Source organism: Labrenzia sp. VG12 (assembly GCF_002237595.1).
GTDB lineage: Bacteria > Pseudomonadota > Alphaproteobacteria > Rhizobiales > Stappiaceae > Roseibium.
The window spans coordinates 2,579,250-2,591,105 of record NZ_CP022529.1; the positions used below are offsets into that span (position 1 = coordinate 2,579,250).

Here is an 11,856-nt window from a genome sequence, read left to right on the forward strand (position 1 = left end):
TCAGTCGAACAGCTTGTCGCCTTCGTAGACGGGCCGGCCGTCACGAAAGTCGCGCAGATCGCGCAGGAGAGACTGGGCGAGGCGGAAGAGCACCAGGCCGAAGCCGAAGGGCACCGCCATCAGGAACCAGACCTGGGAAATCCGGAGGCCATGGGTGACCGAGCCGAACTTGGCGGAGACAAGAACCGTTTCCAGAGACCAGTAAAAGGCCACGACCGCGACGGCCGCCATCACCAGATCGCCGAAGATGTAAAGAAGCGCCTTCACCTTGGGACCGACATACTGCATGAGCACGTCGATGCGGATATGGCCGCGTTCCTTGACGGCCGCCGCGGCCCCGACCCAGGCCAGGTAGATGAAGGAATAGCGGACGATCTCTTCACCCCAGATGGACGAATAGGCGAAGACCTCGCGCCGAACCACTTCGACGAACATGGTCAGGACAAGCATGACGTAGAAGACCAGCAGCAGCCAGCGTTCGCCGTTCCGGTCCAGGATGTGAAGAATTCTCAACATGGGCACTCCTCTGCCGTTCCCGTCAGATGGTGTCTGACGCGGCGGTCGAGTGATAGGGACATGTGCAAGGATCAATGGCCGGCGCCAGCAGGCGCCGGCCGGAAGAGCGACGTCTTACGCGTCGTGGACGTAGTAGCGGCCCATCGTGTTGGCAGCTTCTTCCAGGCGTCCGAAGGCGTCCATGGATCCGGCCAGTTCAACCTTGAACTGGTCCCACTCCTCGCGCTGATAGCCACCGGCGGCTTTCCATTCGGCCAGCTGGTCTTCCGTCAGCGAATGGAATTCCACACCGGACTTGACCAGTTCGGACATGGCGTAGGAACGCGCGGCCGGCACCTTGGCAAGGTTCTGCTGAGCGGTGATTTCACCCGCAAACTCGATGCCTTCCTGAACGTCGGCCGGCAGGGAGTTAAACCACTCCAGGTTCATGGAATAGACCTGGCTGTCCGGCACCGCCTGGGTGAAGGTGACGTGGCTCAGGATGTCCTTGAATCCGAAGACGTAAAGCGCGCCGACGGACGGGTCGAGTGCATCGGCAACGCCCTGCTTGATGGCAGAAGGCGTCTCGCCCCAGGCGACCGGCGTCGGGTTGGCGCCGACCATGCGGTAATATTGCTGCAGCATGGCTGAGCCGGGCACGCGGAACTTGACGCCGTCGAGATCGGCCGGCGTGATCACCTTGTTGCCACCCTTGCGCACCGCGACCACGCGCGGGTCGATCACCACATAGAACAGCGCCTTGAAGCCCGAAGCCTCGATCTTCGGATGGACTTCCTTTTTCCAGGCGTCCGAGGTCACCAGATTGGTGAACCGCTGATTGGAACCGCAGAAATACGGCATGTTGATCAGATCGACAGCCGAAGCAAAGGGGGCGAAGTTCGAAAGGGAATGCTGGGCTGCCTGGATGGTGCCGCCCTGGACAGCCTGGGCCAGAGCCCCGCCCGCACCAAGCTGACCGCCCGGCGCAAGCTTCACATAGACCTTGCCGTTGGTCGCGTTCTGGATGTTTTCCTTCAGGTCCAGCTGCATGATGGGATAGCTGCGCGAGGCGCCGAGAATATAGGCGGTCGCAAGTGTCATGGTGTGCGCGGCTGCCTTTTCGCGCTCTCTTTCTTCCTGCGCGGTCTGCGCGACAGCTTCATCCGACCACAAGGTCCCGGCGGCGCCAGCGACCACGGCCGCGGTAAAGCCACCGGCACTGGCCAGCTTCAAGAAATTACGGCGCTCACGCGACGCGAGGTCTTCTGTCTTCTTCATGATTTCCTCCCTAAAAGTCCGGCATCGGCCGGACTACTTGCCGGAGCGTTCGCTTGCTTCTCTCCTGAGCACTGCAGCCGTGAACATGATGGACACGGCACACAGCAAGATCATCTCTCCGACATTTCCGAAAAACGGCGTCCCGCCAAAGGAACCGATCGTTACGTTGATCGCGAATACGGCAAATAGAGCGGCCGCCAGAGCCAAAAGCATGATCACCTCCCAACGATCAAATTACCCGGCTTCAGAAAATGTAAGCGCTTACATTTTAGGATGCAAGCGGAAAAATGGTTCTCCCGAACCGAAAATGCCTGTAAGGCAGTTTGAATGAACTTGAGACCGATCCGCGTTGGCAACGCTTCGACATGATGGAAGACCGACCGAAACCACCGGCGTCGCAGGTGCCGACGCTCGCCGATGTTGCTGTTGCAGCAGGGGTTTCGACGGCCACGGTTTCCAGATGCCTCAATTCTCCGGACCGGGTCACGAAGAAGACATTGCAGATCGTCATGGAGGCGGTCGACCGGCTCGGATATTCGCCGAACTATAGTGCGCGCGCGCTCGCCGCCGGTCGCACCAACACCATCGGTGCGATCATTCCGACCATGGAAAACGCGATCTTTGCACGTGGCATCCAAGCCTTTCAGGAGGAGCTGCAGCAGAACGGCTGCACCCTCCTTGTCGCCAGCTCGTCCTATCGCCCGGACCTGGAGGAGGAGCAGATCAGAACGCTGACCGTGCGCGGTGCGGACGCCCTACTGCTGATCGGCTACCAGCGCGACGAACGCGTCTATGATTTTCTGAAAAAACGCAAGATCCCGGCGGTAATGACCTGGGTTGCCGATCCGGAGAAGAACCTTCTGTCCGTCGGGTTCGACAACAAGCAGGCCATGCGCGCGCTTGCCGACCTGGTCCTGGAGCGCGGGCACCGCTCAATCGCCTGCATTTCCGCAGAAACCGTCGCCAATGACCGTGCGCGGGATCGTGTCCTTGGCATTCGCCAAGCCATGGAAGCGGCGGGCCTCGATCCGGCGGACCTCAAGGTCGAAGAAACCAACTATTCCATTGAAAACGGCGACATTGCTTTTCGAAAGCTGATGTCCGGTCCCCGGCGACCGACGGCCGTGATGTGCGGCAATGACGTGCTTGCAGTGGGCGCGCTGCGGGCCGCGGCCGCCATGAACCTGCGCATTCCGGAAGATGTGTCGATCACCGGCTTCGACGACATCGAGCTTGCCGGCGTTGCCCCTGTCCCGCTGACAACGGTCCACGTTCCTCACCGCCGCATGGGCCAGTGCGCGGCCCAGACCCTGATGTCGGCGCTGGAAGGCGGCAATCCCGAAAGCATCGAGTTGCCGACCAACATCTGCCTGAGGGAGACTCTCGGCGCTGCGCCGGGAACTGCCTGACCTGACGAGACAGAACATCGCGTTGAGAAGTGACCGGCAAGCACACGCCAACGGCAGCAAGCCGCATCCCGCCTTGCAGGATCAGTGCCCATCCGGGCTATTTGCCAGCACCACCATGGGCGGGTGTCCTGGGCAACTCATCAGGCCGGCTCAAGAGCTTTGGGCCAGTCGACGGCTTCCGTTCGTCGCGACTTTTTCGAACAGGCTGTCTATGTCGGTGAACAGGCTCCACCGGTCGGACTGCATCCGGCTTGCCGCCTCATCGATAATCCTGAGTTCCAGAACCTCTTCTCGTTTTCCTTTCCAGAGCTTGTCTGCGGCAGCGACAAGCAGCTCCTCGAATGAAACCGGCATGCTGTTGAAGCGGGCGTGACTCAGGCAGCACCGCGCCAGTCCCGGATCAACGCCGTTGTCAAGCAGCAGCGCCTGACCTGCCGGTTCATGGTGGTTGCCGGGATGATCGAGCTCTTCCGGGTGGGTTATTTTCCCGGCGTCATGGAGAGCAATCCCGATTTCGACGAACTGTCGGTCAAATGGAACCTCAAGATCGGACAGGCCGTCGGCAAGCTCCTGGCCTGCTTCCCCCACCAGCGTCACATGCGTGATCAACCGCGCTGGCGCTTTCAGTGACCGCAGAAGCTCCAGTGCCTCGGACGCAGAATTGATTGTCATTCCCATCGGTCCCGTCGGTTTGGCTGCCAGGTCAGGCAGCACACCGCGCCGAACCTGAAGTGCGGCCAATGTCGATCTGGCCCCGTTCCGCAATCTATGCCCTTGTCGCTATTGAAAGGGTCCCACGTGGTACTCCGGTTCAAACGCACAAGACCGGAAGACAAGACTTGCCTGAGAGATAAACCTCTCCCCTTCCAGCCGAAACGCCCGTTGCAAGATCGAAAGCAGCGGCACATGCAACCGTCTCCAGGCAGCGACTGCCTGGACAACACCGTTTCAGGACGTGCCAGTGGAGCACTTACCTGCGTTCGAATTATCATTTTATCAAAAACTCCTTGATACCTGTGGTTTTAATTCCGGCACGAAACATTCACGAGCAAGTTTTATTAAAAATAAGCAGGGCATTAGCATGAATTTCATTCAAGATTTTTCCAATATTTCGACCGTCCAAACACGTATTTCTGTATCAGCTTGGCAGTATTGATCATATTTTCCTTCAAGGGAACGATGAAGTATCTTCGTTACAGCATGACTGGAATATCCCTACTGTATGCATTGATTGCAGCCGGGGTGTCGCTTGACTCTCATGAACATCAAGGTTTCCAGTTTATCGCGCCCGACTATTACGCTGCAGCATTCTTCGCCACCCTTTCCGCTTTCGGCTTCCTGTCCGCCATCCTGATAACGCAGCGCAAAGGGCTTCTGAGAGCGATCTTGATCTTCCATTGCACCACGCTGGCTTTGGTGACGCTCTATTTCAACCTGCTGTCGGGAGGTGGACTGCATGCGCACCTGACCATGTTCAAAACCGTCACCTTTCATATGATCAGGTATTACGCCTCCGACGTCCTGTTCCTGTCCGTGCTTGTGTTGTCGTTGGCGATCTATGTTTACCGGCACACGATGAAAACGCCCGATCAGCGCGGTCAAAGACTGATCAAGTCTGCTTCCATTTCCCTGTTTGTGTTCTGGGCCGTGTTTCTGTCCTACCCGCTTGCCCCGCTGGGCATTGGCGGCGATATCTACAACCCCTACCCCTTCGACGATGTGACCCGGAATTTTTTCTACGGCACTGACATCAAGGCAACAAACAGGCGGTACGAAACCCGTCTGCATGTTGCTGCCGAGGATGGCGACCTGAAGAAGGTCAGGTCGCTCTTGAGGGCCGGTGCCGACCCCCATGCCGAAACCAGAACCGGCAATTACCGCATTCCACTGGAATTTGCGGCCGACGGCGACCATCTGGCGGTGCAAAAACTAATTCTGGATGCAATGGACGACATCAACTTCCGCGACCAGGACAACAAGAGCCTGGTAAGCATTGCGGCGAAAGCGCCAGATTCGGAATTTTTGGCGTATCTGATGCGCCGGTCTCCAAACGCTGACAGCATGGCGGCGGAAGACGTCGCAATGAAGTGGGCACCCATCCACCAGGCTGCGGCGAGCCGGAGCAGCGACTGGCACACGGTCCGCAAGATCCGCATCCTGTTGAAGCATGGCGCGGACGTGAATGCTGAAAGCGGCTACGAACACAAACCGCTTGAGCTTGCCGTGCTGTCAGCCAAGGTCGCGGCCGTTCAGGAGCTGCTGAAACACGGCGCGAACGCCGATATTCGCGGCTTTCTGGACAAGCCCCTGCTGCAGATCGCACTGGAAGAAAAACAGAAATGCGAAACCAAATGCAGCCGAATATACAAGGACCCCAGAAAACGCATCAGAAACCTTGCCGAGATAATCGAAATTCTGGAAAACACATCCCGGGACAACACCAAAAAGAGCAGCGAGACCTCCTCAAGAGATAATGCCACACCCGCCAGGATCAGCGGCAGCCGCGGATAGACAAGATGACAATTCTTCTGCAACTGCTGTTTGGATACTGGCTCATAGCCATGTTTCTGGCCGGGAGGTTTCTCGACAGGCTGTTCTGGCTGTTTCCGCTCGCCTTGGGCGGCGGCGTATTGAGGATCATTATCAACGCGCAAAAAGAGATCGGCTCCCGAAACTGGGCCGGAGACGGTCCGGGATATTTTGACGATTCCATCTGGCCGGCAAAGGCCCTGACTCATGCCGCAATCCTTTTGGGGATCGGATTGATTGGCCGCTATTTTCGAAAAAGAGCTCTAAGGAAAAAACTTGCTGCCGAAAGCACGACAGACGCCCGATAATCTCTTCGAACCGCAGATTTCCCTGATGTCCCCTGGGAGGACAGGAAAATGGTGGGCCCGGAGGGACTCGAACCCCCAACCAATCCGTTATGAGCGGACGGCTCTAACCAATTGAGCTACAGGCCCACGGCAGGTGACGGCGCATGCCGTGCCTGCATAATTCTCCCTATACCATGGCGGGAAAACGGGGCAAGGGATTTGCGGCGGCGAGGGCAAAAAGGTCTGGAAAGCCCGACCCGGCGCTTCTGCGGCCAACCGGCCGGCGCCAAAAACCGGTTCCGTTCCTGGCTGCGATCGGTCTAAATGAATTATCCTGCCCTATGCCTCAAACCGGAGCCGCCATGCGATCCCCGCTTCTGTCCGTCACGCTGAGCGTTCTTCTGGTCTGCATGGTCGGCTGGTTGCTGGTGGTCGGGCGCTCGCTGATCCTGCCGTTCGTGATCGCCCTGATCGTCTGGTACATGATCAATTCCCTGGCCCACCTCTTTGCCGCCATCCCCATCGGCCGATGGCGCCTGCCCGGTTTTGTCGCCTTTCCGCTGGCTCTCCTAGCCATTTTTGCCGCGGCCACATTCGTCCTCGACATCGTCACCGTCAATCTGGCACAGCTCGCCCAGGACGCCCCCACCTATCAGCGGCGCCTGGAGGAACTCTTCAGCCAGGTCTCCAAACACCTGGACCTCAACGACCCGCTCGAACTGAAGGATCTCCTGCCGGATTCCGTCGTGCCGCGCATGGTGACCGCCGGTGCCAGCCTGGTGACGACGCTGGCGGGCTCCGCCAGCCTGGTCTTCATCTATGTGCTGTTCCTGGTCCTGGAACAGTCCACCTTCGACCGCAAGTTCGAGCGGCTGTTCGCCACTCCGGAACGGGCCGAAGCCGCCTTTGCCATGCGCGCGGAAATCAACCGCTCGATCATGCACTATTTCTCGATCAAGACGGCCGTCTCGGTGGCCACCGGCGCGCTGACCAGCCTTGTGCTGCTGGCCATCGGCCTGCCCTACGCGGCCCTCTTCGGCTTCATCGCCTTCCTGCTCAATTACATTCCGACCATCGGCTCACTGATCGGCGTGATTTTCCCGAGCCTGCTCGCCATTGTCTATTACGACACGCTCGGCCCGTTCTTTGCCATCGCCACCGGCCTCGGCCTGATCCAGTTTGCCGTCGGCAACCTGGTGGAACCGCGCCTGATGGGCTCCAATCTCAATCTCTCCGGCCTGGTGATCATGTTGTCGCTGGCCTTCTGGGGCGCGATCTGGGGCGTCGTCGGCATGGTGCTGTGCGTGCCTTTGACCGTGATGATCGTGATCGTCTGCGCAAGGTTCGAAGGCGCCCGCCCGATTGCGGTTCTTCTGTCGGAAACCGGCGAGGTCGGCCCACTGCCGGGTGAAACGCAAAAGGCGTCCTGATCCTTTCAGGACCCGCGCTTGCCGAAGGCTCTGGCCGGTCGTCCTGTCATGATTGGCTGCCGCCGGTCCGGTACAGCCGGCCTTGAAGGAGTGTGTGGTGTATCAACCTGAACGGCGCATCGGCGCGGGCCGGCACGCCAGAACCCGTGCCCGGCGGCAGGGACCAGCAGGATCGCCAGCCAGGAGACAAACGTCGCAATACGGAAAATGGCGGGCGTGAAGAACTCCGCCTCCGGCGTCACCAGCGCGAACACCATGGCATCGAAAAATCCGACCAGGAGCAAGGGCACACCATAGGCAAGGGCGAACCACACCGATACGCCCGCATCTTTCAGCCTCAGCATGGCGGCCACGATGCGGGCCACCAGCATCACAGCAAAGAGAGCCAGGACCAACAGGCTGGCATCTCCGCGCGCCGCGCTGTGTTCAAGATGCCAGGTCGTCTGCCAGCCGAGAAAAAGATCAATGATCAGGAACACGCCGGCAAGCTCGATCAGAAATATCAGCATGCTCACCAGCAGGAACAAACGCCGGCTCATTCTGGGAAATGTCATGACAGCCCCTGGAGACATCCACATGGCAATTTCCTACACGCCGGGGTTTAACGAAGCGCTACCCAGAGGTTGAAAATCATCCACATCGCCCCCATGAAGAGAAGACAGGGGCCGGCTGGGTGAACCGAAGATGAACGGGGCGGTCATGACCGCGCCGCAATCAGTGCTGACAGTCCGGCACCGAAATTCAGGTGTTTTTCAAGGAAGAGATCATATGAAAGTCCGCTATTTCCTGCCCGTCCCCCTGCTGCGCAAGGCCGTTCTGGCCGCGGGACTGAGCGCTGCCCTTGTGGGGGCAGCGCCTGCCCTAGCGCAGGACGAGGCTCCGGCATCCGGCACCATCACCATGGAAGGCCGGGGCAGCGTGGCCGTTGCGCCCGACATGGCCGTGATCTCCACAAGCGTGGTAACGACCGGCAAGGGCGCGGCTGACGCCTTGTCCGGCAACAGCGCGGCCATCGCAAAGGTCATCGACGCAATCAAGGCCAATGGCATCGAGGCCAAGGATATCCAGACGACCGGGTTCGGCATCTATCCGCGCTACGACCATTCCAAGTCTTCCGACCGACAGCCGGATATCGTCGGCTACGAGATCCGAAACGGTGTTGAAATCAAGATCCGCGATCTGACCAAGCTCGGCGACCTCCTGACGCTGGTGGTGGACAGTGGCGCGAACGCCGTTGACGGCATCCGCTTCGAAGTCAGTGATCCGGCGGAAAAACTGGATGAGGCCCGCAAGAAGGCCGTGGACGCGGCCCGGCACAAGGCCGAGGTGTTCGCCGCTGCCGCCGGTGCGGAACTTGGCGGCATTCAGACCATTACCGAAACCGGTGTTCAAATGCCCCGGCCGGTGATGATGCGTGCTGAATCCATGATGATGGCCAAGGGCAGCCCGGTTCCCGTCGAAGCAGGCGAGGAAACCATCGCCGCAAACGTCACCATTAGCTGGTCATTGAAGTAAGCACCGGACCGGTCAGGATCCCGTGTCACCGAGGTCAAGGCTCTCGGCGACAAATCCCTCTTCTGCCCGGAACTGCAGCGGAACCCCGAGACGGCCGCTCCAGTCCCGGGCGGTTCTGTCGAAGAAATCCGTCAGCAGCAAGTCCGCATAGGCCTGGCGCCACGCGGCCAGCACCACGGCATCCGTTCCCCTGGAGACCATCAGGTAGGACGGCGACCGGCGCACGGTGTGAACCGGCACAACAGCATCGCCGCGCTTGCCCAGCTCCATAAGCACAGCAGAAGCCTGCAGGCGCGAGGTGAACCAGAAATCGACCCGGCCGGCCAGCAACATCCTGGCGGCGGTTGCGTGGTCTTCGGTCTCCACTGCCTGGATACCGGCCTCCGCGATCATCTTGATCTGCCAGGAGCCGCGCACGCCCGCCACCGTCAATCCCTTGGAACGGACGTCCTCTAGACTTGCCACTTCAACCGGATGGTCACGCGGCGCCAGCAGAACATGCGACCACATCACGATGGGGCCGATGAAATCAAACCCCATGTCGAGCCGCTCCTGGGTGCGCCCGGCGGTAAACAGCATCACATTGGGGTTTTGCTGGGCGGTGAGATAGCCGCGCGCCCAGGGGATCACCTCGATCGGCGCCGTTTCGCCAACCCGCTCCTTCAGCGCCTCGACCACGGCAACGCTCAGGCCTGTCGGTCGGCCGTCCTCCGACAGGTAGTTGGAGGGAGGCCAGGGCGAGGTGATCAGCCGCAACCCTTCTGCCCGAAGTGGTGAAACGCCAAGGCTTAAAACCATCAGGGATTGCCAGAGAAGCACGGCGGCAACAAAGCGAATGCGGAAAACCTCAATCGATGTCAGAACGATGCCGCACCTGTGAGGTGCTTCTTTGATCATTCAAGTCCCGCCCATGTCCTCTTGGTTTCCGGACCGCGCTATGGCCTGCCGGAACCACGCCTTTTCGGCAAACAAACTGACGCAACCAGGTTAACAATTCCAACCAAATGCATGTGAGGCCGCTCCGTATCTTGCGGAGCGGCCATGATTTCGGATCAACAACTGAAAAACGCCGGGAAAGCCTCAGCGATATTTTGCAATGATGGCGTCGAATTCGCCATTGTCCTTCATCTTCTGAAGTTCGGCGCTGAAGGCAGCCACGAACTCTTCCGGCACGCTGGCCTTGGAGAACATGAAATAGGAGGGATCGGAAGAGATAACGGTTTCAGAGGCAACTACCTTGTCCCCAAGGCCCAGCCTCTTGATTTCAGCGCCGACAACAAACTCTTCGCCCAGTGTCGCGTCCACCCTGCCCGCAGCCAGCTTCTTCAGGTTGGATTCCAGGCTGTCGGTTTCATCGACCTGGCCCGCATGGGTCTCCTTCAGGGTCATGTAGTCACCGCCGTAAGCGTATTCACGGATGGCTCCGAGCTTCCCGCCCCCTGCAAAGAAGGCCGTCAGGTCGGCAGAGGCCGTCTCGTTTCCCGGCGCGACGAACAGCAACTGCCGGGCATTGACATAAGGGCTGGTGAAATGGGCGTAGCTTTCCCGTTCCTCGGTCTTGGAAACCGGTGAGGCAATATCCACCGACCCGTCCTGAATGCCCTTCAGATGGCGCGCCCAGGGCAGAGCGTCGATTTTCAGACTGCAGCCCAGCTTGCCGAGCACGGCTTCAAGCACTTCCACATCCATGCCGGAGACATCCTTGCCCTCCACCTTCTGATAGGGGCGATAGTCGCTGGCACCGGCAAGAAGCGTTCCGTCACGCGGGCACTCGACTGCCTCGGCGGCCGTCGCGGCAATCAGCAGACAGGCGCCCAGCCCGGCCGCAAGTGTATGTTTTCCAGCCATCATTGATTTGTTCCTCTTCCAAAGGCGCGGCCGGCAAGCTCCGGCGTCGCCCGAGATCGAAAAGACGAGCCGAAGTCTAGGTTCAAACCATGATTGCACTGTTAAGAAGAAAGAATAATTTTAGACTGTCAAAATTTACATGGCAACAATTAAGAACTGAAACAGCTCCGAGAAAGTATTCACTCAAGAGATCAAACAGCTACCCTTGCAAACTTGAACAATCGGCTAACTTCGCGACGCTGAATCACCACCCGATTTCACGAAAAAGCCGGTCCCCCTGTCATAGCCGAAGTCCATGCCGAGCTTGCGGCTCCATTTCGACGTCACCTGGTCCAGAAAATCTTGATCGGAACTCATTGCCCGAAAGGCAGCGCGCCAACGTCTCAGGACCTCCGGTGCCGTCCCATTTGACACAAGGATGTAACTCGGGGCGGTCCTGATCACGAGGACCTCTTCGATTTCGGATCGATCCACCCCGGCCTCCGCCAGGATGGGCGGCGCCTCGATATCGGAAGAGATCCAGAGATCTGTCCGGTTCACCATGAGCTTTTTCAGATTGAGCAGATGTTCCGTTGTCGTTTCGACAACAACACCCCTCTCCTTCAGATACGCGCTGCGCCAGTCGCCGTCCGTTCCTGAAACCGTCAGGTTCTGGGTGATCAGGTCGCCCAGCTTCGCCAACTGAAGGTTTCGGCCCTTGCGCGCATAGAGCACATGCTTGCGGGTGATCACCGGTCCGATGGCATGATACCCCTGTGCCTTGCGCGCTTCAGTCAGAGCGGCCGTGAACAAGACCCGGTTCGCGGTCGTGTTCGCGACCAGAATTGCCCGGGCCGGTGGCAACAATTCGATGTCGATGGTCTCATCCAGCAACCGAGCCAGTTCCCGCACCAGATCAACGCTGGTGCCCACAACTTCACCGTTTTCAAGGTAATTTGTCGGCGGTTCTTCAACCGTCAGGAAACGCAGCTCCGACGCCGCGGCCACCGAACCACCCGGCCCTGCGCAACACAGGAAACAGAGCGTAACGACCCGGGCAAAAGCCAGGTGGAGCATCTTCAGACG

13 protein-coding genes and 1 tRNA gene are annotated in these 11,856 nt (G+C 59.2%); 5 read left to right on the plus strand and 9 right to left on the minus strand.

Translation table 11 applies throughout. The features are described 5' to 3' along the window. The 3 genes from CHH27_RS12050 to CHH27_RS12060 all read right to left on the minus strand — a co-directional run bounded on the left by CHH27_RS12050 (position 1) and on the right by CHH27_RS12060 (position 1,986). Entirely contained in the window at positions 1–516 is a 516-nt protein-coding gene (locus CHH27_RS12050) for a TRAP transporter small permease (RefSeq protein ID WP_094071806.1), read from the minus strand. A gap of 114 nt (positions 517–630) precedes the next feature. After that, positions 631–1,773, minus strand: a complete 1,143-nt coding sequence (locus tag CHH27_RS12055) for a TRAP transporter substrate-binding protein (RefSeq protein WP_094071807.1) — start codon at positions 1,771–1,773, stop codon at positions 631–633. Between the two features lie 33 nt (positions 1,774–1,806). Continuing rightward, positions 1,807–1,986, minus strand: coding sequence for a hypothetical protein (locus CHH27_RS12060; RefSeq protein ID WP_094071808.1), 180 nt, complete (start codon positions 1,984–1,986; stop codon positions 1,807–1,809). A gap of 110 nt (positions 1,987–2,096) precedes the next feature. Between CHH27_RS12060 and CHH27_RS12065 the strand changes: the two genes are divergently transcribed. Next, positions 2,097–3,182, plus strand: coding sequence for a LacI family DNA-binding transcriptional regulator (locus tag CHH27_RS12065; protein WP_247646218.1), 1,086 nt, complete (start codon positions 2,097–2,099; stop codon positions 3,180–3,182). Between the two features lie 150 nt (positions 3,183–3,332). Here the strand turns inward: CHH27_RS12065 and CHH27_RS12070 are convergent, their stop codons facing one another. Next, entirely contained in the window at positions 3,333–3,854 is a 522-nt protein-coding gene (locus tag CHH27_RS12070) for an HD domain-containing protein (protein WP_198338407.1), read from the minus strand. A gap of 570 nt (positions 3,855–4,424) precedes the next feature. Here CHH27_RS12070 and CHH27_RS12075 point away from each other — a divergent pair. Both CHH27_RS12075 and CHH27_RS12080 read left to right on the plus strand, forming a co-directional pair. Further along, a complete protein-coding gene (locus CHH27_RS12075; protein WP_157738885.1) occupies positions 4,425–5,693 on the plus strand; it encodes an ankyrin repeat domain-containing protein in 1,269 nt (422 codons plus the stop codon). Between the two features lie 5 nt (positions 5,694–5,698). Then, positions 5,699–6,019: a hypothetical protein gene (locus CHH27_RS12080; RefSeq protein WP_157738886.1), complete on the plus strand. Its 321-nt coding sequence runs from the start codon at positions 5,699–5,701 to the stop codon at positions 6,017–6,019. A 49-nt stretch (positions 6,020–6,068) separates the two neighbouring features. On the opposite strand, the gene CHH27_RS12085 is transcribed toward CHH27_RS12080, so the two are convergent. Continuing rightward, positions 6,069–6,145: transfer RNA gene (locus CHH27_RS12085), tRNA-Ile, on the minus strand. A 215-nt stretch (positions 6,146–6,360) separates the two neighbouring features. Here CHH27_RS12085 and CHH27_RS12090 point away from each other — a divergent pair. Next, positions 6,361–7,428 (plus strand): AI-2E family transporter, encoded by a 1,068-nt coding sequence (locus CHH27_RS12090; RefSeq protein WP_094071811.1) that lies wholly within the window; start codon positions 6,361–6,363, stop codon positions 7,426–7,428. Positions 7,429–7,433: 5 nt separating this feature from the next. Here the strand turns inward: CHH27_RS12090 and CHH27_RS12095 are convergent, their stop codons facing one another. Next, the gene (locus CHH27_RS12095; RefSeq protein ID WP_157738887.1) at positions 7,434–7,982 is read right to left on the minus strand and encodes a hypothetical protein; all 549 of its coding nucleotides are present in this window, start codon (positions 7,980–7,982) and stop codon (positions 7,434–7,436) included. Positions 7,983–8,196: 214 nt separating this feature from the next. Between CHH27_RS12095 and CHH27_RS12100 the strand changes: the two genes are divergently transcribed. Beyond that, the gene (locus CHH27_RS12100) at positions 8,197–8,943 is read left to right on the plus strand and encodes an SIMPL domain-containing protein (RefSeq protein ID WP_094071813.1); all 747 of its coding nucleotides are present in this window, start codon (positions 8,197–8,199) and stop codon (positions 8,941–8,943) included. 12 nt (positions 8,944–8,955) lie between these two features. On the opposite strand, the gene CHH27_RS12105 is transcribed toward CHH27_RS12100, so the two are convergent. The 3 genes from CHH27_RS12105 to CHH27_RS12115 all read right to left on the minus strand — a co-directional run bounded on the left by CHH27_RS12105 (position 8,956) and on the right by CHH27_RS12115 (position 11,847). Then, on the minus strand, positions 8,956–9,840 hold the full coding sequence (locus CHH27_RS12105; protein WP_094071814.1) for an ABC transporter substrate-binding protein: 885 nt from the start codon (positions 9,838–9,840) through the stop codon (positions 8,956–8,958). Positions 9,841–10,023: 183 nt separating this feature from the next. Next, positions 10,024–10,794, minus strand: coding sequence for an ABC transporter substrate-binding protein (locus CHH27_RS12110; protein WP_208988849.1), 771 nt, complete (start codon positions 10,792–10,794; stop codon positions 10,024–10,026). A gap of 222 nt (positions 10,795–11,016) precedes the next feature. Further along, on the minus strand, positions 11,017–11,847 hold the full coding sequence (locus tag CHH27_RS12115; protein ID WP_157738888.1) for an ABC transporter substrate-binding protein: 831 nt from the start codon (positions 11,845–11,847) through the stop codon (positions 11,017–11,019). Positions 11,848–11,856 lie beyond the last annotated feature (9 nt).